Raw genomic sequence first — 21389 nt, forward strand, 5'->3', positions numbered from 1 at the left:
GTTCCGCTATGCGGTTGTCAATTTGCGAAAGAAATTATGCGTCACCATGAGCAAGACAATAGTTAGGCCCACGCTTTCACTGGGCAACCACATCTATCTGTATCGCCTGCTGCGCGATGCGATTGGATGCGGCAAGCAAACGTTTATGACGCAGGTCGAAGAGGCGCTCGCCGCTGGCGACATGACCGCTTATGACCTGGGCTTCGAATCCACGCGCGAGCTGCTCGAAGAGCTTGACGACTGCATTAAGCTGACCGTCTTTAAGGGCGGTCGCCTGTATGCCACCGTCATCGCCAACGAGGCCTGGGATGCCGCCCTTGCCAAGGGCGAGGACAAGCCCAAGACCGCCAAGGGCGCTAAGCAGTCCTACAAAAAGAAAAAGCGCGGTGAGAAGGACCTCAAGGCTGTGCGCCCCAAGCACGTTAAGCGTCCCGAACCAGAAGCCGCGGTTGAAGCTGTGCCGGAGCCCGAGCCCGAGATAGAGATCGAAGTCGCTATTGAGGTGGCAGCGGAAGCCGAAACCGAAATCGCCGCCATGACCGATCCCGAAGTCATGCCAGAGCAGGAAGCCGCTGTGGAGCTCAACGAGGCATCCAAGTCGACAACCGAAGAGGCGGCTGGCCAGCCCGAGGCGCCCGTGTTCCAGAACCACGATGTCTTTGGCGACAACACCGAGGACAATCAGTCCGACGAGCTCGCGGATCAAGATGCTGCCGAGGCAACACCGGAGCCCGAGGCGCCCCAGCCTGCCATCTCGCTCACGGTTGTCTACGACCCCGAGAACGCCAACGCCGGCATCACCACCATGGTATCCACGCCGGTCGAGGCCAAGCCGAACGTCGAGGCAGAGGACACTCCGCAGGCCGATGCCAAAACCGGGACCGAAGACACGTCCATCTCCGTGGAACCGACAGATTCCATAGCTAAGCCAGAAGCGGCATCTGAGTCTGCACCTGTCATTGAGTCCGCATCCGCACCCGCCTGTGACCAGGCTCCCACACCTGCACCGACTCCGGTCCCCAATTCAGCACCGGCCCCCGCTCCCGCAGCACCGACCATCCCCGGGGACTTCCCCATCGATTTCGCGACCGAGGTCTTCTGCCCTAGCCCGCTGCTGCACCAGCTGTCGACTTATCTCCCCTACGGCGCTGACACCCTCGGCATCGTCGGCGAGTACTACTGGATCGCTCGCGAGCGCGGTACCATCGAGGCCGGCCGTAACCGCGCGAGCTTCCCCCTGCGCTACACACAGGCCGGCAAACGCCACGAAGTCACCGTACGCATTCGCCGCAACACCACCGGCGGCCTCGGAGCCACCTGGGCCATCGACAAGGTCGAAGCCCCGGTCGAGTAAAAAACGGCCTCGGATAGCCAATTGACCATCCGAGGCCGTTTGAATTCAGGCCTTTTAGTTGTCATCGGCGCATATAGACACCAGAGAAGCAAGCTCATCCTCAAGTTGCGGAGCAAAGTATCTAAAAGAAACCTGCGCTCCGGTCGGTATCGACTCAATCATATTCGCAGCATTATCTGAAACTCGGTACGATGCAGTTTCACCTGTCTTCAAATCCTCTATTGAGCAGACAGCGTCTTCAGCATCATTCGACCTAAGCACGCCTTTTCCTTGTAACATCACATCGGCATGCCCGCCAGCTATTTCTAATGAACCTGAGTCTGTCGCAGTCACTTCTCCGGAACCTCCGCGCGATATCTCTTCCTTTGTTGAACAGCCCACCAATGAAGCCATCAGCACCAAAGACAGAGCTAGACGAATCGCCCTACTTCGAAAAAGTCGTTCCATAAGTCCACGCATAATAGCTCTGATCATACTTCAGGAAGGATAAAGATGAATTCCAGCCGTCCGCTATGCCAATCATCTGCCTTGTCTCTCCAGTTTTCTTACCAGTAAGTGTGGCGTAAGCCTCCGCTGTTACAGAATGGGCTGATCCGTTGTACAAACTCGCATGTAAAACATTCGGTCTATTAGAGTTAATCTCATTTTGAATGCTCGCGATAGCCGGAGAGGAGACAGTGCGGGCGATAAGAGCACTTCCTCTGCTTGCGCAGTAATTTGTAAACCCCGTTGCACAGGTTGATATCGGCGTTCCGCCCAAAACAACGCCGGGAACAGTCTGTTCTTCAGCGGAAAGAGCATGGGTATTGGTGTAATTCCATATCTGCATATATTGCGAAGGGTCGCTATATAAATTGGCAATGCCATACAGTTCCGCAACGTTCGAAAAAGCGGTCACCATACAAGCATAGTGGGCAGTAAGCCTCTTAATCTCGCTTTCATCATATGACATAAACTGAGAAATGGAACGAAATCCAGATACTGTGTAATCCTGCATTTGAGTTGCGTAAATTACGACATCGTTCCAGCTTGAAGGTTTATTCGATAAAACGACAGGCCGTCCTTCTATGGAAACAGCCGGGATTGTTCTTCCGCAATTTGTTGTTATTGAACCGTCCAAAGATTGCACACCGAATTCGAATGGATTGATCATTACGACTGGGTTATTGAAAGAATAAGACTCAACACCAAGATCTCCTCCCCGATCCATAGGGCTGACTAAGCCGTCTCCAAAACGATATCCCGTAAGTATTTCATCATCTGAAGCATCTAAAACCAAATAGCCCGCGGCTCTATTGAATGTCACAACCGGAACAATGTAGCCAAGCGGGGACCCATCAACGTCTACAAAAGGAATAGGGTTAGAAGGCGTATACGAAGAGCCGAGGAGTCCCTTTATATATTTATCGGCAAGCTCTTGCGCAATTTCTGAAGTAAATTGTATCTGCTCACCATCAATATTGCCCGTCGAAGCAAAAACCTCTTTCGGACGTGCGGCTAAGGCGACAATTGAAGACGCGACAAGTTGCAGAAAACGACGACGCGAAAGCATATGTTCTTCTTTCTAGAGGAGCGACTTATAAGATACTCCTATTCTATAACCTTTTTTGTAACGTTACAGCACTGGTTATATTTCAATTCGATTTGCTTATGTCCTTGTAACCCAATACGTCTTTACGTTTTAAACGGAATTAGAAAATCACTCATAGCAAAAACGGGCTTTAATCCCAAAGAGATGACTTTGATTATGAATCAACCAGCAGCCAGGGCATAGCTGCAGTGCAATTGCTACAAGAAAGGCCGCCCTTGCTGGCGGCCTTTCTACTTGCTACTAGTCACGCGTGAGCTTGCGGTGAATACGATGCGGCTGGGCTGCGTCCTCGCCCAGGCGCTCGATGCGGTTGGCCTGATAGGCCTCGAAGTTGCCCTCGAACCAATACCAGTTGCCCGGATTCTCGTCGGTGCCCTCCCACGCCAGAATGTGCGTGGCGACGCGGTCCAGGAACATACGGTCGTGGCTAATGACCACCGAGCAGCCCGGGAACTCGAGCAGCGCCGCCTCGAGCGAGGACAGCGTCTCGACGTCGAGGTCGTTCGTGGGCTCGTCGAGGAGCAGCAGGTTGCCGCCCTGCTTGAGCGTAAGCGCCAAGTTCAGACGGTTGCGCTCGCCACCGGAGAGTACGCCAGCGCGCTTCTGCTGGTCCTGGCCCTTAAAGCCAAAGCTCGCCACATAAGCGCGGCTCGGAACCTCGGTCTCTCCGACCATCATGTGGTCCAGGCCATCCGAGACGACCTCCCACAGGTTCTTGTCGGGGTCGATGCCGGAACGGTTCTGGTCGACGTAAGAAATCTTGACGGTCTCGCCCACCTCGAGCTCGCCCGAAGTCAGCGGCTCCAGGCCCACAATCGTCTTGAACAGCGTGGTCTTACCGACACCGTTGGGGCCGATAACGCCCACAATGCCGTTGCGCGGCAGGGTGAACGAAAGGTCATCGATGAGCACGCGGCCATCGAACTCCTTGTGCAGGTGATGGGCCTCGAGCACCTTGTTGCCCAGACGCGGGCCCACAGGGATGCGGATGTCGGTCCAGTCGAGCTTCTGGCTTGCGCGGGCCTCGGCCTCCATCTCCTCGTAGCGAGTCAGACGGGCCTTGTTCTTGGCCTGGCGAGCCTTGGGCGAGCTGCGTACCCACTCGAGCTCGGCCTCCATGCGCTTGGCGAGCTTGGCGTCACGGTTGCCCTGGGCCTCGATACGCGCGGCCTTGGTCTCCAGATACGTGGAGTAATTGCCCTTGTAGGGATAAAGGTGACCGCGGTCGACCTCGCAGATCCACTCGGCAACGTTATCCAGGAAGTAGCGATCGTGTGTGACGGCAAGCACCGCGCCCTGGTAGTTGTGCAGGAAGTGCTCGAGCCACAGGATCGACTCGGCGTCCAGGTGGTTCGTGGGCTCGTCGAGCAGCAGCAGGTCGGGAGCCTCGAGCAGCAGCTTGCACAGGGCCACGCGACGGCGCTCGCCGCCAGAGAGCACGTTGACCGGCATGTCGGAATCGGGCAGCTGCAGGGCGTCCATGGCCTGGCCGAGCTTGGAATCGATATCCCAGCCGTCGGCGGCATCGATCTCGTCCTGGAGCTTGCCCATCTCGGCCATAAGGGCGTCCATGTCGCAATCCGGGTCGCACATCTCCTCGCCGATCTTATTGAAGCGATCGACCTTGGCGATCATATCGCCAAACGCCATGCGCACGTTCTCGATGACAGTCTTGTCGTCGTCGAGCGGCGGCTCCTGCTGCAGGATACCCACGGTGTAGCCGGGGGTGAGCCTGGCATCGCCGTTGGAGACCTCCTCAATGCCGGCCATGATCTTGAGCAGGGTCGACTTGCCCATGCCGTTGGGACCCACGACGCCGATCTTGGCACCGGGGTAGAAGCTCAGGGTCACGTCGTCAAGGATTACCTTGTCGCCATGGGCCTTGCGAGCCTGATACATCTGGTAGATAAACTCCGCCATATGTCTGTCCTATCCTTTCTACCTGCTGTTTCCCTATTCTTGATTCGCTTTAGTGGAAACGAAATGAGAAAACCAGCTCTGAAACTTAACGAAAAAGGGGCATGGTTGCCCACACCCCCTAATACTACCTGGGAAAAGTCCCCCGGAACATACTATGAACTGCGTACGCTAGTTTTCCGCAACCTTAGCGAACGGCTCGCTGCGATTTACGCCACAGCAGATACGAATAGGCGTAGGCAGCTCCGGCCGAACCAAACGCCAGAGCCGCAATCACCGCGGCGACGACTTCACTCGAAAGCACGCTGCCCGCCACGCCCATCACAATCAGGCCAACACCCAGCACCATAAAGCAGGCACCGCCAAAGCGCTGCGTACGGCGCCAGTTCTCGGGATCGGCAAGCGCCCAGGGCGTCTTGATACCGAGCGTATAGTTCTGCTTCACACGCGGCAAGTAGTTGCCTACGCCGATGAACAGCAAACCGACAGCACCGGAAATCAGCACGTTGACCGAACCGACCGCCGGCACCACGCCCCAGACCGTAAGCTCTCCCAGCCAGCTTATGGCGCACATGAACAAGGTGAAGGCAATTACGAAGCCCTGATAGAACTTACCCGAGGTTCGATATGCCTCACCTTTGGGATCGATGCGCGGCACCACGCAGAACATTGCGAGAAGCGCCAGAGGCAGCACGCCGAGCGCGGAGGCCATCCAGCTAGGACCCCAACCGTCGACAGCGCCGTTCGCGCCCCAGTGCGTGGGAATCTGCGCAGGCAAGCTCGGCATCACTATCAGATGCGCTGCGACATTGGCGACGCATAGAGCGACCAGCGCAATCCACACGCGCGACGATACCCCCGTGGAATGAATGCCTTTGTTTTCGTTATTCATCCTTATCACCTTCAGTGTTTGTAAAGCCCATAAACCAACCGATCAAGTCCTGCATGACGGTGGTGTTTAAGCTGTAAACGATGTTTTGGCCATGACGTTCGTCAGTCACCAACCCGGCGTTTTTGAGCGTCGCCAAGTGATGGCTCAATGATGGCTTGCTGATGTCAAAATGCTCGGCAAGCTCCCCTGCCGTGCAATTGCCCTCGCGCAGCAGTTCTAAAATGCGCCGTCGTGTAGGATCGGCCAGCGCTTTAAAACCCTCTCCCGGCATAAGACCTCCTCTCACCATCTCTCATAACGCGCACACTATACTCGATATTTAGATGTTTGTCTAACTATCTAATCGAAATGCTTCAAACCACATCAAAGTAAGCGCCATCGCAACCTATGGGCGATTACCTATAATGGCGATAGCTAAAACACGATTCGCTTCCCCATCGGAGGATGTCTATGACCGAAACCGCAGCCGCAACTCCCAACGAGACACGCGATACCAAGCTCGAGATCATCATGGGCCGCGAGGCACTCGACAAGCTCGCCAACGCCACGGTGCTGATACTCGGCTGCGGAGGCGTGGGCTCTAACTGCTGCGAGGCACTTGCCCGCGGCGGCATCGGGCATTTTGTGATTCTGGACAAGGACATCATCGCGCCCAGCAATATCAATCGCCAGGCCATCGCCTTTCACAGCACCGTCGGCAAGCGCAAGGTCGATGTTATGGAAGCCATGATCCACGACATCAATCCCGCCACCACCGCCATCAAGCGAACTGAATATCTGCTGAGCGACAATATCGACGAGTTCTTTACGAGCGTTTTTGAGCAGACGGGCGGCAAGCTCGACTACGTCGTCGACGCCATCGACACCATCTCGGCCAAGCTCACCATTGCCAAATATGCTCAGGACCACGACATTCGTTTGGTCAGTTCCATGGGCGGGGCCAACAAGCTCCATCCCGAGTGCCTCCGCTTTGCCGACATCTTCGATACGGTACGTGACCCCATGAGCCGCATTATGCGCAAAGAATGTAAGAAGCGCGGAATCAAGAGCCTGCACGTGCTGTTTAGCTGTGAGGAATCGGTTAAAACCCAACCCCGCGACCCGTCCAACATCCACGAGCGTACCGAGTTGGGTACCGCCAGCTTTATGCCGCCCATCATGGGTCAGATGATTGCCGGCGAGGTTATCCGCCAGATCAGCGGGCGCGGCACCGAGCGTGTGCGCGCCGATGGTCAGCGCTTGGACTAGCAGGATGCCTTGCGATGGAACCGCGATTCTTTGACACGCATTGTCATCTTGATTTGATGCTCAGCCCCGATGCTGCAGCCAGTGAGTCGGCGGCGTTGGGTCTGGGGCTCTTTGACTGCGGGGTCGACCCACGCGACTTCGCGGCAGCAAAAAAGCGGGCCAGCCGATACCCAAACATTATCGCGGGCGCCGGCCTCCATCCCTGGTGGCTCGCCGACGGCCGCTGCGGTCCTGCCGAAGTCAATCTGCTTTGCGAAGTTGCTGACCAAGAACGCTATATCGGCGAGGTAGGACTCGACTTTTCCGCGCGCTTTGCCGGAAGCGAACCGCTTCAAATACAGGCACTTGACCGTCTCTGCGATGCACTCGTGCAGTACCCTCTCGCCGGGCGCGTGATATCAATTCACGCTGTTCGTTCGGCAGGAACCGTACTGGACGTCCTTGAGTCATATGGATTACTCACCCCAAGCCCCAACTCCCCCGCCATCATCTTTCACTGGTTTAGCGGCACCTCGAACGAGTTCGTCCGTGCGCGAAACGCAGGCTGCTATTTTTCCGTGAACGAGCGGATGCTCGCTACCAAGCGCGGTCGTGAATACGCCCGACAGATCCCACTCGACCGTCTGCTGCTCGAAACCGACGCTCCAGCCGAACCGCAAGCAGATGCAAGCGCGCGACAGCTCATCACATCGCTAAAAAGCGCCTCCCTGCACATCGCCGAACTTAAAAACTGCGCCGAGGAGAGCGTCGAATCAACCGTTTTAGGAAATTCGCACTCCATATTTGACTTCAACTGACCCCGGTGGGCAAAAAACGCCAAATATGAGTACTGCTGCAAAGCTAGTAGCATTATATTGTGACAAAAGAACGCCTTGATAATGTACAGCTGTTCATTATCAAGGCGTTTTAGCATGGCTAAAGCCATATTTAACAGGTTATAATCGCCCCCAGGCGCTCAACCAGGGCCTTAAAAGCATAATTTCCCTGTTACTAAATTAGTGACAGTACTCATATTTGGCATTTTTTGCCCACAGGGTCCCGAGAAGACAACAATTCGACTTCCCGGGACTGCTCACCTATTCGGAAATCGGCGCTCCATGGCCCCAGGAGCCTTCCATGCCGCATACAGTCGAGGCAAACCCCGCCGCAAAGTCGAGCGCGCGCTCGATGGCCTCAGCGCCATCCTCGCCACGCTTGGCAGAATCGAGATAGCACATCAGGAACGAGGTCAGGAACGAGTCGCCCGCCCCCATGGTGTCCTTCATATCTGCCACAGGCTTGGCATGCTGCCGATAGTAACGCTCGCCGTCGTAGGCAATGCAGCCCTCAGCGCCAGCCGTGGCCGATACAAAACGCGGACCCAAGCCCTGCACCCATGCCAGACGCTCGCGAGTCTCGTCCTCACCCGCGGCATCCGCCGCACTAAAGAAAGCAAAATCGACGTAGGGCGCAATTTGCTCGTAGTACTCGTCGGTGGAATCGTCCGAAAAGTCAAAAGAGACCGTGACGCCCGCTGCCTTCAACTTGGGCAGCTCGCGCTCGGTAAAGCAATAGTTGCCCGAATGAACCACGTCGAACTGCTTCATATACGCAAGGTCAAAGCGATCGAGCACATAGCGCGCATCACCACGGATGCCGCCCTCGTTCGACCCCAGAAACACGCGGTCACCATCGACCACGGTAACACGAGCCGCACCGTTCTCGCCGATGAGTTGTTTACATTTGGCGAGCTCGACGCTCTCGTCCTCAAGGCTCGCGATGATATGCTCAGCCGCGGCGTCGTTTCCAAAGATGCCCATATACGCGGAGCGCGCGGCTCCGCATTTCCTGGCATACACGGCAAAGTTCACCGCATTGCCACCCGGATACATAGTGTGGATATGCTCGTAACGATCGACGACGTTATCGCCAAACCCAAGAGCGCTAACGTTGAATGTCATAGTGCCGCTCCCCTCTCGTCCCAACGAGATCGCTGTAATAGCCGCCGTACCACCCCGGCCCTACGCGAGTTCCAACAAATCGGGCAGCTGGTCGATAATCTTATCCGCAGCATCTTGGCTAAATCCAAAGCGCTCCTCGCGCTTGGCGATTACCGTCAGACCGGCGCGCTTACCTGCGGTAATGCCCGGAACGGAATCCTCAACGCAGCAGCAGCGATTCGCGGGCAGCCCCAGCAGGTCCAGCGCATGCAGGTAGATGTCGGGCTCGGGCTTACTCTCCTTAAACTGCTCGCCGCTCACCACATACTCAAAGGCATCCGACAGCCCGCACGCGTTGAGCACTTCCTCGATGCTACCCATGGGAGACGAGCTGGCAAGCGCCACGCGAACGCCACGGCGTGGCAGCTCTCGAATCGTATCCACGGCGCCTGGGTTAATCAAAGCCTGATAGTCGCGCGGACGCTTATGCGCCCACTCGTCCCAACGGGCCAACGCTTCCTCGCCAGTGAAATGCCCCTTACCGGCGCGCTCAAACCAATCGACCAGCATATGCAGGAAGAACTGATGCGAGGTACCGACTTGCCCATTCAACTCCTCTTGAGTCAGGTTAAGCCCAAGCTCCTTGGCAAACGCGGCAGTCTCGCCCAGGTAGTAATACTCGGTATCGACAATGACACCGTCCATGTCAAAGATAACGGCGTCGAACGGAAATGCGGACACGGCACCCTCCCTAACAAAAGGGCGCCCGCAAGCAGGCGCCCAAACCATGCATTAATCGGCGATTCTAACCCAGCAGCTTATCCAGCGCCACTGCAATACCGTCTTCGTTGTTATTGGCGGTTACCATCTGGGCAACTGCCTTAACCTCATCGACGGCGTTGCCCATGGCAACACCGGTGCCGGCCCACTCAATCATGGACTTGTCGTTCTGGCCGTCGCCAAACGAGACGACCTCGCTGGCATCGATGCCGAGCTTGAGCAGGGCACCCTCAAGCGCACGGGCCTTGTCGATACCGGGCGCCGTGTACTCAAAGTACCAGTCGGCCGTAAACATGCCCGAAAGCGTCTGCTTAAAGGGCGCATACATCTCCTCGTAATGCGCTTGCAGGTAGGCCGGGTTGCCTGCCGTCAGCAGCTTGTCTACGGGATAAGTGTCCACGACCTCATGCAAGCTCTCGACCTCGCGGATCTTAAGGTCGCAGGCATCGCGCTCGTATTTGACGATGTTTTTCTGCGAGCCGTCAGGCAGCGTGATCATGCAATGGTACGAGTCCTCGACGTGCAAATCGCGACCGAGCGAAATCATAGGGATCACGTCGAAATTGCGCAGATGATCAATCAGACGGTGCAGCTCGTCAGCCGGCATGGCCTGGTCAAAAAGGACCTCATCGGTCTGAGCGTCGACCACATGCGCGCCATTAAAGGCAACTAGCAGACCGTCATGGTTTTGAAGGTCGAGCTCCTGCGCCAAGGCGTGCAACCCCCATGCGGGACGGCCCGAAGCCAAGATGAGCTTAATGCCCGACTCCTGCGTCGCGAGCAGCTTCTCGCGCGTACGCGGGCTGATGACCTTTTGGTCGTTGGTGAGCGTACCGTCGATATCCATTGCGATGGCTTTGATTGCCATATATGCCTCCCTGTCATTGAACAACCTTGTCTGAGCCATCATACAGAACACCCACGGCGGCGCTGTTTGCAACGGGAAAAATGTCATATTGTCCCAAACATGAACGGCGCGCCTTCGACGATTGCGATGCCCGTCGAGGCGCCTCCCGATACATTCCATCCTATCCAAATAGCAAGGGGCCCGTATCCCAACGGATACGGGCCCCTTTCAGCCATAAGCCAACTCAGCCGTAAAGACTACTTGCGATGAGCGCGATAGAACTCGATGAGCGCCTGGGTCGAAGCGTCCTGCTCGGCCTTGGCGGCGTCGTCGTGGAAGGCCGGGGTGATCTGCTTGGCAAGCTGCTTGCCCAGCTCGACGCCCCACTGGTCGTAGGAGTCGATGCCCCAGACCGTGCCCTCGACAAACGTAATGTGCTCGTACAGGGCGATGAGCTCGCCAAGCGCGAACGGGGTCAGCGTGTCACCGAAGATCGAGGTCGTCGGGCGGTTGCCCTCAAAGCAACGAGCCGGGACGATCTGTTCGGGCGTGCCCTCGGCACGAACCTCGTCGGCTGTCTTGCCAAAGGCGAGTGCCTTGGTCTGGGCCAGGAAGTTGCCCAGGAACAGCTCGTGCACGTCCTGGCCGCTGTCGGTCGCAGGGTTGGCGGTATTGGCGAAGGCGATGAAATCGGCCGGAACCACCACGGTGCCCTGGTGCAGCAGCTGGTAGAAGGCGTGCTGGCCGTTGGTGCCGGGCTCGCCCCAGAAGATCTCACCGGTGTCGGAGGTCACGGCGCTGCCGTCCCAGCGGACATGCTTGCCGTTGGACTCCATGGTGAGCTGCTGCAGGTAGGCCGGGAAACGATGCAGGTACTGGCAGTACGGCAGCACGGCGTGGCTCTTGGAACCGAAGAAGTTGACGTACCAGACGTTGAGCAGACCCATCAGCGCGACGGCGTTGTTCTCGAGCGGCGTGTTGCAGAAGTACTCGTCGATGGCGTGGAAGCCCTCGAGGAACTGCTGGAAGCGCTCGGGGCCGAGCACGACGATCAGCGACAGACCCACGGCGGAGTCGACGGAATAGCGGCCGCCGACCCAGTTCCAAAAACCGAAGGCGTTGGCGGGGTCGATGCCGAAGGCCTCGACCTTCTCGAGTGCGGTGGAAACGGCGACAAAGTGCTTGGCCACGGCCTCGGCGTTCTGCTCATCGGAGCCGTCGATGGCACCCTGAGCCTTGAGCTGCTCGAGCATCCAGGTCTTGACCTCACGAGCGTTGGTGAGGGTCTCGAGCGTGGTGAAGGTCTTAGAGACGATGATCACGAGCGTGGTCTCGGGATCGAGACCCTTGAGCTTCTCTGCCTGATCGTTGGGGTCGATGTTGGAGATGTAGCGGCAGTCAATACCGGCGTCGGCGTAGGGACGCAGGGCCTCGTAGGCCATGACCGGGCCCAGATCGGAGCCGCCGATGCCGATGGACACCAGGTGCTCGATCTTTTTGCCGGTAACACCCTTCCACTCACCGGAGCGCACGCGCTCGGCGAAGGCATACATGCGGTCGAGAACCTCGTGCACGTCGGCGACGACGTCCTGGCCGTCGACGATGAGCTGGCCCTTCTCGCTTGCCGGGCGGCGCAGCGCGGTGTGCAGGACGGCGCGGTCCTCGGTGGTGTTGATGTGCTCGCCGGAGAACATGGCGTCGCGGCGCTCCTCGAGCTTCACCTCGCGGGCAAGATCGCACAGCAGCTTGACGGTCTCATCAGTCACCAGGTTCTTGGACAGGTCGAAGTGCAGGTCACCGGCGTCAAAGCTCAGCTTGTTCACGCGCTCGGCATCGGCGGCGAACCAGGCCTTGAGGTCGATACCCTCGGCCTCGAGCTTCTCCTGATGGGCCTCGAGCGCCTTCCAAGCGGCAGTCGACGTAGCATCGATAGGTGCGGCAACAGTTGCCATAGAGTCCTCCTCAGCATACGGGCGCACGCCTCCATGCGCCCGGACATTCAGATGCCACTATTCTAGCGCAGGTCAAGACTATAATCAGCGAGCGTTGCCAATCGGCCCCCAAACGGCAACCGACCAAAAAGGGACAGGTTTAATTTGGCAGGTCAAACGCTTTACCAATCAAAAATAACCTATCCCTTTATGCCAAATATTAGGCCGCAGCGCAGACGCTACCGAGCAACTCACGCAGAGGAGACCCGATGCCCTCCAGCAGTTCGGGCGCGATGATGGCAAAAACGGGAACCTCGCCGGCCCCCACGACGGCAGGCACCTTGCCCTCCGAGACGATACATCCATAAGGGACAAAACCGTCTTCGCCGACATCGAACGCCGCCATGCGACGGGCGAGCTCGCGCGCAAAGCCGGCAGTATCGGCATCGCCAATCGCCAAGACAAAGTCCACGCCTTCGTCGGTCGCCAGGGCCACGGCTTCGTCGATCAGCTCGTCTCCTCCGTCGCCTTCAACCGAGCCGCAGCGGAAAAGCACGCGCTCGAGCAGGGCGCGATCGAGCGAGCCCAGCGCCGCCGAAACGAGCTCATCACGCGTGTGCTTGTCGCCTCCCAGCACGACCAGTGCCTTGGTGCCGCCATAGTGGGCAACCAATCGCCCGCACCAGCGAGCCACATCCCCATCCGCAACCAAGCGCGTCGGCATACCAAACCCATAGTTGACCATTATCCCCACAACCCTTCCGTGCTTTATGGTGGTATCAATCGTTAGCCTCATGCTACGAAGCGAGCTTTTCCGAGCTGTTTCGCGCTCTTTAGGGCTGCGTTAAAAACCCGATGCAACCGCACGACCATACCTGCCAAATAGGGACAGGTTTTGACGGTGTCCGGTCGAGCAGGTATTATCGAACAGGTATTCAATAAGAACATGTGTTTGATGGGAGGCTCGGATGGAGCACGAGCAGCACACCTACATCTGCATCGACCTCAAGACGTTTTATGCCAGCGTCGAGTGCGTCGATCGTGGGCTCGATCCGCTCACCACCAACCTGGTCGTTGCCGACGAATCGCGCGGACGCACGACCATCTGCCTCGCCATCACGCAGGCCATGAAAGACCTCGGGATACACAACCGCTGCCGTCTGTTCGAGATTCCCGACGGCATCGGCTACATCAAGGCCATACCGCGCATGCAGCACTACATGGAGGTGTCGGCGAAAATCTACGGCATCTATCTGGAATACGTGAGTCCGCAAGACATTCACGTCTACTCCATCGACGAATGCTTTATCGACGTGACGCCCTATCTGGACCTCTATCACACCGATGCGGAAGGGTTCGCCTGCACGCTGCGCGACGAGGTCTTGGCGCGCACCGGCATCACGGCGACGGTCGGCATCGGCCCCAACCTATTCCAGGCCAAGGTAGCGCTCGACATTACCGCCAAGCACGTACCCAGCCGCATCGGCATACTCGACGACGGGACCTTTCGCAAGGAGATCTGGCCCCATCGCCCCATCACCGACATCTGGGGCATCGGCCCCGGCGTGGCGGCCCGTCTCGAGAAATACGGCGTCTACGACCTGATGGGCGTCGCCGCACTCGACGAGAACCTGCTCTACGACGAACTCGGCGTCAATGCCGAATATCTCATCGACCACGCCTTCGGGCGCGAGCCGACAACCATCGCCGATATCCAAGCCTATCGCCCGCAAGCGACCTCGACCACCACAGGACAGGTGCTCTCGAAGGGCTATGCCTACGAGCAGGCCTACACCGTCTTACGCGAGATGGTCGACAACGCCGTACTGGACTTGATCGATAAGCACGTGGTGTGTGACAGCATCTCGCTCTTCGTGGGCTACGCGAGCGAGCGAGCCGACATACGCCGCCTCGACGCCAGCGGTACAGCGCAATATGTGGACGGATGCGGACACCTACGCTCGAGCACGTCGAGTATCGAACCCACCGCAACCGCCGGCCCCGAACTCGCGCCCCGTGCGCCCAAGCCCGTCCAACGCGATGACGAACGGCACCGCTTGGTGCGCGAGGCGCAGGCAATCGACGGCATCTTTGTGGGGGAACACGGCGGCAAACCGCGCGGTGGCTATGCCGCACTCTTCGCGCACTCCAACGCCTCGCGAAAACTGCCCGAGCGCACCAATTCATTTAAGAAGATCATGGGCTATTTCGATGAGCTCTGGGCGCAGACTGTCAATCCCAAACGACCGGTCAAGCGCATCAACCTGGGATTTGGCAATCTGGTACCCGAAGAATTTGCCACCATCGATCTGTTCAGCGATATCGAGGCCGATGAGCGCGAGCGCGACCTGGCGCGCGCCGTCCTGGCCGTGAAAGGCAAGTACGGCAAGAACGCGCTCGTCAAGGGATTAAGCTTTACCGCCGGCGCCACCGCGCGCGAACGCAACGATCAGGTAGGAGGGCACCGTGCCTAAGCCCCAACAGCAGCCGATGCGGCCACCGACACCTTTTGAACGCCTAGCGGACCCCGAGGGAAGACGTCGCTCCGCCGACCCCAAGCTCACCGCTAACGGCGCCGTCCGTGCCGGCCGTGCCGCGCAGTTTATGCCCTTTGCCGCCCTCACGGGATACTACGAACTCGTGCGCAAGCAGGAAATCACCGTCGAGCCAAAACGTGAGCTCACGGAAGAAAAAGCCCTCGCGCTTTCTAAAAAGCTCGAGGGTCTCAAACGTGGCGACTTGATTCGTGTCACCTATTACGATACATACGGCTATCGCAGCCGCACCGGCATCCTCGACGAGGCGCTCCCCGCCTTCAAGCTCCTCAAACTCCGAGACATCGCCATCGACTTCGACGACATCCAAGACATCGAACTGCGCGGACGAGCCTAGCCAAGGAAGCGCATCCAGGGCGGCGCTTACAGAGTCATGACGTAGTAGCCCGCGTCTTTCACGGCCGTCTCGAGGACACCACGATCAACCGGCTGCTTAGAGCGCACGCGTGCCGTGTGGTCCGCATACGTCACCGTTGCCCACACGCCATCCAGCGCATTGAGGGCATTGGCTACGTTCTGAGCGCAGCCGTCACAGTTCATGCCGCCGATGAGCAGCTCATCGCTATAGGGATAGTGTGACGCATCGGTATCCACCACAACAACCTTTTTGGCCTTCTTGCCGCTCGTACCATCGCTGCAGCAACTCTTCCCGTGTGTCGAAGCGGCAATGCGACGCAGTCCAAAAAACATGCCGACGGCAATGACGGCCAGCACGATGAGATTCGCAGGGTTGAGCAAGTCACTCATGCGCTCCCCTTTCAAGTAGCACTATCTAGATACCCCCATGGGGTGCCCCAATCTTAACCCAAAATCATGTCTGTTCGGTCAATTAGTTTCCATCTTCAAACTTTTTTGTTGACCATGGCTTACTTTCGTGTATAAGTTTTCCTAGGCTAACAGTTTAGATCCGTAAGGAGCGCCGTGACTCGAACCATAGACATCCCAACGTTTCAGGCGGCAGTCGTGCGCAACTGCTCTCCCACGCTCGCGGGCATCAAGCCGGCATCGCTCTTTACCTATCCAGGCACCTACGCCCACGGGGACGGCTCGACCACAACCGAAACCATTGCAGAACGCCGAGCACGCCTGCTCAACGTTATCGCCCAGTGCAATCGCGAGCTTGACCCGCTCGGCATCCACCTGAGTGTTTTGGTCTGGCGGCCCTGCGGAGCGCTCGTGTACGCGTACCGAGCCAAAAGCCTCACCACCTATTTCGCAGACCCTCGCGTCCAAACGGCGCTCACCTCGGAAGGCTACGACACGAGAGACCTTTCGGCATGCCTTGTGCATTTGGCATCACGCATCACGCTCGCGAGCAATAACGTCGCGGAATGCGCCTGCAGCCAGACTCGATGCGCACTACCCCAGCAAGCTAGCTGCAGCAAAGACTGCACCTGCGAGTTTCCGCACGAAATAGGCTACTTCCTTGGATATCCCTACGACGACGTGCACGAGTTTATCGTCCAGCGCGGCGAGAACTACAAGGTCTTTGGAGCTTGGAAGGTCTACACGAATGTCGAGCAAGCGCTTGCGATGTTTGACGCCTACCGCGCTTGCACTCAATACCTCACCTTTGTCTATCAGCAGGGCTGCAGCTTGGCGCAACTTGCCCAGGCAACCCGATAGAACATAGAAGCCGCGGCAACCTGCCGCACAACTGAAAGGACTCAACATGAGCAAGATCGCCGTCGTCTACTGGAGCGGCACGGGCAATACCGAGGCCATGGCAAACCTCGTCGCCGAAGGCGCCACGTCCGCGGGGGCCGAGATTGAGGTCATCCCCTGCGCCGACTTCTCTGCCGACAAGGCCGCCGAATATGATGCCTTCGCCTTCGGCTGCCCCGCCATGGGCTCCGAGGAGCTTGAGTATGACGAGTTTCAGCCTATGTGGGACGAGGTCAAGGAGACCCTCGGCGACAAGAAGGTCGTCCTCTTTGGCTCCTATTCGTGGGCCGAGGGCGAGTGGATGGACAACTGGAAGGCCGACGCCGACGAGGCCGGCGTCAACGTCGTGGACTCCGTCATTTGCTACGATGCGCCCGACGATGAGGGCGAGGCGGCCTGCAAGGCCCTCGGAGCCGAGCTCGCGTAACGAAACCAGGCCTCCAAAAGAGCCTGTATCACAGCGCATCCCCATCCCTACAAAAGAGCGGGGGCTGGATTCAAGTCCAGCCCCCGCTCTTTTGTAACGGCAGTTACATCAACCGGCTACGAGATATTTCCCAAGAACGCCTTGGTGCGCTCGCTCTTGGGGTGGTCGAAGACCTCGCTCGGCGTACCCTCTTCCACAATGACGCCGCCGTCCATAAAGACGACGCGGTCGGCGACATCGCGGGCAAAGCCCATCTCGTGCGTCACGACGATCATGGTCATGCCGTCGCGTGCCAGGTCGCGCATGACACCCAGGACGTCGCGCACGAGCTCGGGGTCGAGCGCCGAGGTGGCCTCGTCAAAGAGCATGACGTGCGGGTTCATCGACAGGGCGCGGGCGATGGCAACGCGCTGCTGCTGACCGCCCGAGAGCTGGCTCGGCATAAAGTCGATACGCTCGGCAAGACCGACCTTGGTCAGCTCCTCGACGGCAATCTTCTCGGCCTCTTCCTTGCTGCGCTTGAGCACCTTCTGCTGCGCGAGCATGACGTTCTTTTTGACTGAGAGGTGCGGGAACAAATTGAACTGCTGGAACACCATACCCAGATGCGTGCGCACCTTGTTAAGATCGACGCCCTTGGCGCACACGTCCACACCCTCAACGACAATCGAGCCACTCGTGGGATGCTCAAGACGGTTGATGCAGCGAAGCATCGTCGACTTACCCGAGCCCGAGGGACCCAGAACTACGACGACCTCGCCCTTGTGCACATCCAGATCGATATCGCGCAGGACCACGTTATCGCCAAAGGCCTTCTGGAGGTTCTTGATGCTGACGACGACCTCGTTCGAGTTATTGGTTTCGCTCATGATAGGACCTCCTTACAGACCGGCGATGTGATCGGCGGGCGTCGCGACGACCTGTCCGGCGCTCTTGGCGGGACGCTTCTTCTTAGTTTCGGCCGTGCCCAAAAGCCTCGCCTCAAGGCCGCTCACCAAGCGAGCGAGCGGCAGGGTGATGACCAGATAGAACAGGGCGGCAACCACGTACGGTGTAATAGAGCCCGTCGTGGCCACGATGGTGCGGGCGTTCATGACGATCTCGACCACGCCCACGGCCGCGAGCAGCGACGTATCCTTGTAAAGCAGGATGAACTCACTGGTCAACGTTGGCAGAACATTGCGGAACGTCTGCGGAATCATAACGTAGAGCAGTGTCTGGAAGGCGTTCATGCCCAGCGAGCGCGCAGCCTCGTTCTGGCCCTTGGGGATCGACTGAATACCGGCACGGAAGATCTCGCACAGGTAGGCGGACGAGTTCATGGCCATGACGATGACGCCCAGCACATAGTCGTCAACCTTGACGCCGGCCAGCGGCAGGCCAAAGAACGCGATGTAGATCTGCAGGAACGCCGGCGTACCACGAATGATATTCACATAGATACCGGCAAGGCAACGCAGGATGCGCGACTTGGAGATGCGCATGAGCGACAGGGCGAAACCAAAGGGAATTGCCAGCGGAAACGCCACGAGCACGATCGAGAGCGACATGAGGAAGCCTTTGAAGACGATCGGCAGGCTCTGGACCAAAATGACCGGGTTCAGGAACAGGCGCAGGAACATGTTGGAATTCCATGCCTCGACCCACGGCTGCTCCTTAAGGTCGGCCAGGAAGTTATCGAATGCCGTCACGCCCTTGATCTCCACCGACGGAATCTTGGAGATCTTCTTGGTCGAACCATCGGCCAAAGTGTAGGTGCCGCTAAAGGCCTCGTCGCCGCCCTCGACGGGGAAGGTCACGCCGTAGACCTCGACACGGAAATAACCGCCGGCGGGCACCGTCTCACCAAAATCGATCTTGAGCGTCTGACCATCGACCTTGCACGTGGGCTTCATGGGCGTACGGTCCATAAGGTCATCGCCCGAGAGCATCGTCAGACGTGTGTCGTCCGCACCAAAGGTCGTGCCATCGACAAACGTCAGCGAAAGACCGCTCAGCTCCTCATCGGCATCGGCCTGGACCTCCCAGGTGATACGAGTCTCGGTGCCACCGACCACGTCGCTACCCGAACCGGTATTGGGTCGGGCGGTGATCTTTGTGGTCTCAAGTGCCTGAGCAGTCGAGGGCACGCAGGCCCCCGCGCATACCAGGGCGAGCGCCACAGCCAGGGCACAGGCCAGCTTTTGGAGCATCGAGGGCAGTGGATGGCTCTTGCCCATGGCTCCTTGGTTCAATCGAGACAAGGTGGCTCCTAACGTTTAAGTTGCCGACATAACGGGGCGGGATGACGCCCATTCAAGAAACGCAAAGGCCCTCTCCGCCAAAACGGAAAGGGCCCGCGTGCAATCAAGTAGCTATTTTACTTGATGTTGTACTTAGCCATAAGGGTGTCAACGGTACCGTCATCGGTCAGGTCCTTGATGGCCTGGTTGACGTCGTCCTTGAGCTTAGTGTTGCCCTGGTTGATGGCGATGGCGTACTCCTCGCCGGTGCTGATCTGCTTGATGGTCTGGCAGGTGTTGAACTGCTCGGCGGTCAGCTGGCTGGCGACGGAGCGGTTGGTCACCACGGCGTCACCCTTATCGGACTGCAGGGCGCTGAAGCACTCGGTGGCGTCCTTGTAGGGAACAATCTTGGCCTTGGGGAAGTTCTCCTGGGCAAAGGCCTCGGCGGTCGAGCCAGACTGGACGATGATGGTAGCGTCGGCGTTGTTGAGCTTCTCGCTGTAGTTGTCGGCCGTGATGTCGGTGTTATCGACCTTGGTCACGATAGCCTGATCGTCCATGTAGTAGGAATCAGAGAAAGTGACTTCCTTCTCACGCTCGGGCGTGTCGGTGATAGCCGCGATGGAAACGTCATACTTGGCGCCCGAAGCGACGCCCGGAACCAGCGTGTCAAAGTCATTGTTGACATACTCGACATCCAGGCCCAGCTTGTCGCCGATAGCCTTGATGAGCTCAAGGTCAAAGCCCTGGTAGTCGCCGTTGTCGTCCTTGTACTCAAACGGAGCGTACTCGGCAGAGGTGCCGACGGTCAGCGTACCGTCCTTGACGAGCGCGTACTCCTTGGAGCCATCGACCTTCTCGACCTTCGCGTCGTCAGAGCTGCTGGAACCGGCATCGGAACCAGAGGTGGCGTTGGACGAGCCGCAACCCGTCAGTGCAAGAGCGAGTGCCATGGCACCCGTGGCGGCAAATGCGCCAAGCTTCTTCAGCTTCATAATCAGTCTCCTTCCGGTGACCCCGTTTGATTCAGAGGTCTGCAAAAACTGTTGGATATTATGCGCCCGTTTGGAAGAATCCGCAATTAGAAAACTGATTGAAACAAACCCATAACGTGAATGGAACACTCCACTTTATGACAGTCATTACTGCTGCAACGACCTTAACAGTTTGATTTCAGCCGCATAACCTGCAAGTTCGTTCGGTGTCTCCAAAATGAATGGCAATGCGCGCAAGCGGCCGTTCGATACAATATTCTGCATAACCTGCATACCGCCGCCAAACTCCTCGCTGCCAAGGTATCCCTTGCCGATGCACTCGTGACGATCTTTATGGGCACCACAGGGGTTCTTCGAATCGTTGATGTGTACGGCACGCAAGCGGTCGATACCCACCACGCGGTCGAACTCGTCGAGAACGCCGTCCAGATCATGGATGATGTCGTAGCCGGCATCGCTCACATGGCAGGTGTCCAGACACACGCCCAGCTTGTCCGATAGCTCTGGACGCCTGGCGGCAGCACCCTCGATAATGCGCGCCAGCTCTTCAAAGCTACGGCCCACCTCGGTACCCTTTCCCGCCATGGTCTCGAGCAGCACCGTCGTCTGCTGGCCCTCAAACATCACCTGGCACAGGGCTTCGACGATCATCTGAATGCCGGCGTCGGAGCCCTGCCCCACATGCGCGCCGGGGTGGAAGTTGTAGTAGTTGCCGGGCAGTGCTTCCAGACGCTGCAAGTCCTCGGCCATTGCCTCCAAGGCGAACTCGCGCGCCCGCTCTTTAGCCGAACAGGGGTTATAGGTATACGGAGCATGAGCCACAAGCGGGCCAAAATCGTTTTGCTCCATAAGCTCGCGCAGGGCCGCCACATCATCCATATCAAGGTCTTTCGCCTTGCCGCCGCGCGGGTTGCGCGTGAAGAACGCAAAGGTATTGGCGCCAATGGACAGCGCCGTCTCCCCCATTGCCCGATAGCCCTTCGTCGTCGAAAGATGACACCCAATCGTTAGCATCTCCAGCTCCCCCTCATCAGTTGCGGTGA

General features: G+C 58.1%; 22 protein-coding genes. 7 read left to right on the forward strand and 15 right to left on the reverse strand.

Annotated elements, in window-relative coordinates:
* Window positions 1-46 precede the first annotated feature (46 nt).
* A complete protein-coding gene (locus DXD24_RS09180) occupies window positions 47-1354 on the forward strand; it encodes a hypothetical protein (RefSeq protein ID WP_117648318.1) in 1308 nt (435 codons plus the stop codon).
* Window positions 1355-1408: 54 nt separating this feature from the next.
* Here the strand turns inward: DXD24_RS09180 and DXD24_RS10045 are convergent, their stop codons facing one another.
* From DXD24_RS10045 to DXD24_RS09200, 5 genes are all read right to left on the reverse strand, one after another.
* Window positions 1409-1747 carry a hypothetical protein gene (locus DXD24_RS10045; protein WP_147326362.1) on the reverse strand — a complete coding sequence of 113 codons (339 nt, stop codon included), beginning with the start codon at window positions 1745-1747 and terminating at the stop codon, window positions 1409-1411.
* Between the two features lie 31 nt (window positions 1748-1778).
* Window positions 1779-2906, reverse strand: a complete 1128-nt coding sequence (locus tag DXD24_RS10050) for a hypothetical protein (RefSeq protein WP_147324150.1) — start codon at window positions 2904-2906, stop codon at window positions 1779-1781.
* Window positions 2907-3185: 279 nt separating this feature from the next.
* Window positions 3186-4865 (reverse strand): energy-dependent translational throttle protein EttA, encoded by a 1680-nt coding sequence (gene ettA, locus DXD24_RS09190; protein WP_117646567.1) that lies wholly within the window; start codon window positions 4863-4865, stop codon window positions 3186-3188.
* A 184-nt stretch (window positions 4866-5049) separates the two neighbouring features.
* A complete protein-coding gene (locus DXD24_RS09195) occupies window positions 5050-5754 on the reverse strand; it encodes an SdpI family protein (RefSeq protein ID WP_117646568.1) in 705 nt (234 codons plus the stop codon).
* Window positions 5747-6025, reverse strand: a complete 279-nt coding sequence (locus tag DXD24_RS09200; RefSeq protein WP_022094448.1) for an autorepressor SdpR family transcription factor — start codon at window positions 6023-6025, stop codon at window positions 5747-5749. The genes DXD24_RS09195 and DXD24_RS09200 overlap by 8 nt, the downstream gene beginning before the upstream one ends.
* Before the next feature lie 179 nt (window positions 6026-6204).
* On the opposite strand from DXD24_RS09200, the gene DXD24_RS09205 reads away from it, so the two are divergent.
* A complete protein-coding gene (locus tag DXD24_RS09205) occupies window positions 6205-7002 on the forward strand; it encodes a ThiF family adenylyltransferase (RefSeq protein WP_117564420.1) in 798 nt (265 codons plus the stop codon).
* Between the two features lie 14 nt (window positions 7003-7016).
* Window positions 7017-7799, forward strand: a complete 783-nt coding sequence (locus DXD24_RS09210) for a TatD family hydrolase (protein ID WP_117564421.1) — start codon at window positions 7017-7019, stop codon at window positions 7797-7799.
* Window positions 7800-8078: 279 nt separating this feature from the next.
* Here DXD24_RS09210 and DXD24_RS09215 read toward each other — a convergent pair whose 3' ends face one another.
* The 5 genes from DXD24_RS09215 to DXD24_RS09235 form a co-directional block, all read right to left on the reverse strand.
* On the reverse strand, window positions 8079-8942 hold the full coding sequence (locus DXD24_RS09215; RefSeq protein ID WP_117564422.1) for a PfkB family carbohydrate kinase: 864 nt from the start codon (window positions 8940-8942) through the stop codon (window positions 8079-8081).
* Between the two features lie 60 nt (window positions 8943-9002).
* Entirely contained in the window at window positions 9003-9662 is a 660-nt protein-coding gene (locus tag DXD24_RS09220) for an HAD family hydrolase (RefSeq protein WP_370446256.1), read from the reverse strand.
* Between the two features lie 64 nt (window positions 9663-9726).
* Window positions 9727-10569 carry a Cof-type HAD-IIB family hydrolase gene (locus DXD24_RS09225; RefSeq protein WP_199407912.1) on the reverse strand — a complete coding sequence of 281 codons (843 nt, stop codon included), beginning with the start codon at window positions 10567-10569 and terminating at the stop codon, window positions 9727-9729.
* Between the two features lie 236 nt (window positions 10570-10805).
* The gene (gene pgi / locus DXD24_RS09230; protein ID WP_117564424.1) at window positions 10806-12500 is read right to left on the reverse strand and encodes a glucose-6-phosphate isomerase; all 1695 of its coding nucleotides are present in this window, start codon (window positions 12498-12500) and stop codon (window positions 10806-10808) included.
* 199 nt (window positions 12501-12699) lie between these two features.
* Window positions 12700-13224, reverse strand: coding sequence for an iron-containing alcohol dehydrogenase (locus DXD24_RS09235; protein WP_158550178.1), 525 nt, complete (start codon window positions 13222-13224; stop codon window positions 12700-12702).
* Between the two features lie 223 nt (window positions 13225-13447).
* Between DXD24_RS09235 and DXD24_RS09240 the strand changes: the two genes are divergently transcribed.
* Both DXD24_RS09240 and DXD24_RS09245 read left to right on the forward strand, forming a co-directional pair.
* Window positions 13448-14953 carry a DNA repair protein gene (locus DXD24_RS09240; protein ID WP_117646571.1) on the forward strand — a complete coding sequence of 502 codons (1506 nt, stop codon included), beginning with the start codon at window positions 13448-13450 and terminating at the stop codon, window positions 14951-14953.
* A complete protein-coding gene (locus DXD24_RS09245) occupies window positions 14946-15371 on the forward strand; it encodes a hypothetical protein (protein WP_233502380.1) in 426 nt (141 codons plus the stop codon). The genes DXD24_RS09240 and DXD24_RS09245 overlap by 8 nt, the downstream gene beginning before the upstream one ends.
* Window positions 15372-15397: 26 nt before the next feature.
* Here DXD24_RS09245 and DXD24_RS09250 read toward each other — a convergent pair whose 3' ends face one another.
* A complete protein-coding gene (locus DXD24_RS09250) occupies window positions 15398-15781 on the reverse strand; it encodes a heavy-metal-associated domain-containing protein (protein WP_117583897.1) in 384 nt (127 codons plus the stop codon).
* A 174-nt stretch (window positions 15782-15955) separates the two neighbouring features.
* Between DXD24_RS09250 and DXD24_RS09255 the strand changes: the two genes are divergently transcribed.
* Together DXD24_RS09255 and DXD24_RS09260 are read left to right on the forward strand one after the other, a co-directional pair.
* The gene (locus DXD24_RS09255) at window positions 15956-16660 is read left to right on the forward strand and encodes a DUF3793 family protein (RefSeq protein WP_117646573.1); all 705 of its coding nucleotides are present in this window, start codon (window positions 15956-15958) and stop codon (window positions 16658-16660) included.
* Window positions 16661-16706: 46 nt separating this feature from the next.
* Complete coding sequence (locus tag DXD24_RS09260) at window positions 16707-17126, forward strand: flavodoxin (protein ID WP_117646574.1); 420 nt, start codon at window positions 16707-16709, stop codon at window positions 17124-17126.
* Window positions 17127-17242: 116 nt separating this feature from the next.
* Here the strand turns inward: DXD24_RS09260 and DXD24_RS09265 are convergent, their stop codons facing one another.
* From DXD24_RS09265 to DXD24_RS09280, 4 genes are all read right to left on the reverse strand, one after another.
* The gene (locus tag DXD24_RS09265; RefSeq protein ID WP_055251428.1) at window positions 17243-17995 is read right to left on the reverse strand and encodes an amino acid ABC transporter ATP-binding protein; all 753 of its coding nucleotides are present in this window, start codon (window positions 17993-17995) and stop codon (window positions 17243-17245) included.
* Between the two features lie 12 nt (window positions 17996-18007).
* Window positions 18008-19345, reverse strand: a complete 1338-nt coding sequence (locus tag DXD24_RS09270) for an ABC transporter permease subunit (RefSeq protein ID WP_233502381.1) — start codon at window positions 19343-19345, stop codon at window positions 18008-18010.
* 140 nt (window positions 19346-19485) lie between these two features.
* A complete protein-coding gene (locus tag DXD24_RS09275) occupies window positions 19486-20346 on the reverse strand; it encodes an ABC transporter substrate-binding protein (RefSeq protein ID WP_117583895.1) in 861 nt (286 codons plus the stop codon).
* A 147-nt stretch (window positions 20347-20493) separates the two neighbouring features.
* The gene (locus tag DXD24_RS09280) at window positions 20494-21360 is read right to left on the reverse strand and encodes a deoxyribonuclease IV (RefSeq protein ID WP_117646575.1); all 867 of its coding nucleotides are present in this window, start codon (window positions 21358-21360) and stop codon (window positions 20494-20496) included.
* Between the last annotated feature and the right edge of the window lie 29 nt (window positions 21361-21389).

This window comes from Collinsella sp. TF12-2AT, assembly GCF_003436735.1.
GTDB lineage: Bacteria > Actinomycetota > Coriobacteriia > Coriobacteriales > Coriobacteriaceae > Collinsella.

Excerpts from the sequence above, each read along its gene's own strand:
- DXD24_RS09250 (WP_117583897.1), bottom strand. The coding sequence starts at position 15,781 with ATGAGTGACTTGCTCAACCCTGCGAATCTCATCGTGCTGGCCGTCATT.
- DXD24_RS10050 (WP_147324150.1), bottom strand. The coding sequence starts at position 2,906 with ATGCTTTCGCGTCGTCGTTTTCTGCAACTTGTCGCGTCTTCAATTGTC.
- pgi (WP_117564424.1), bottom strand. The coding sequence starts at position 12,500 with ATGGCAACTGTTGCCGCACCTATCGATGCTACGTCGACTGCCGCTTGG.
- DXD24_RS10045 (WP_147326362.1), bottom strand. The coding sequence starts at position 1,747 with ATGGCTTCATTGGTGGGCTGTTCAACAAAGGAAGAGATATCGCGCGGA.
- DXD24_RS09280 (WP_117646575.1), bottom strand. The coding sequence starts at position 21,360 with ATGCTAACGATTGGGTGTCATCTTTCGACGACGAAGGGCTATCGGGCA.
- DXD24_RS09180 (WP_117648318.1), top strand. The coding sequence starts at position 47 with ATGAGCAAGACAATAGTTAGGCCCACGCTTTCACTGGGCAACCACATC.
- DXD24_RS09265 (WP_055251428.1), bottom strand. The coding sequence starts at position 17,995 with ATGAGCGAAACCAATAACTCGAACGAGGTCGTCGTCAGCATCAAGAAC.
- DXD24_RS09195 (WP_117646568.1), bottom strand. The coding sequence starts at position 5,754 with ATGAATAACGAAAACAAAGGCATTCATTCCACGGGGGTATCGTCGCGC.
- DXD24_RS09225 (WP_199407912.1), bottom strand. The coding sequence starts at position 10,569 with ATGGCAATCAAAGCCATCGCAATGGATATCGACGGTACGCTCACCAAC.
- DXD24_RS09275 (WP_117583895.1), bottom strand. The coding sequence starts at position 20,346 with ATGAAGCTGAAGAAGCTTGGCGCATTTGCCGCCACGGGTGCCATGGCA.
- DXD24_RS09205 (WP_117564420.1), top strand. The coding sequence starts at position 6,205 with ATGACCGAAACCGCAGCCGCAACTCCCAACGAGACACGCGATACCAAG.
- DXD24_RS09270 (WP_233502381.1), bottom strand. The coding sequence starts at position 19,345 with ATGGGCAAGAGCCATCCACTGCCCTCGATGCTCCAAAAGCTGGCCTGT.
- DXD24_RS09215 (WP_117564422.1), bottom strand. The coding sequence starts at position 8,942 with ATGACATTCAACGTTAGCGCTCTTGGGTTTGGCGATAACGTCGTCGAT.
- DXD24_RS09240 (WP_117646571.1), top strand. The coding sequence starts at position 13,448 with ATGGAGCACGAGCAGCACACCTACATCTGCATCGACCTCAAGACGTTT.
- DXD24_RS09210 (WP_117564421.1), top strand. The coding sequence starts at position 7,017 with ATGGAACCGCGATTCTTTGACACGCATTGTCATCTTGATTTGATGCTC.
- DXD24_RS09235 (WP_158550178.1), bottom strand. The coding sequence starts at position 13,224 with ATGGTCAACTATGGGTTTGGTATGCCGACGCGCTTGGTTGCGGATGGG.
- DXD24_RS09260 (WP_117646574.1), top strand. The coding sequence starts at position 16,707 with ATGAGCAAGATCGCCGTCGTCTACTGGAGCGGCACGGGCAATACCGAG.
- ettA (WP_117646567.1), bottom strand. The coding sequence starts at position 4,865 with ATGGCGGAGTTTATCTACCAGATGTATCAGGCTCGCAAGGCCCATGGC.
- DXD24_RS09200 (WP_022094448.1), bottom strand. The coding sequence starts at position 6,025 with ATGCCGGGAGAGGGTTTTAAAGCGCTGGCCGATCCTACACGACGGCGC.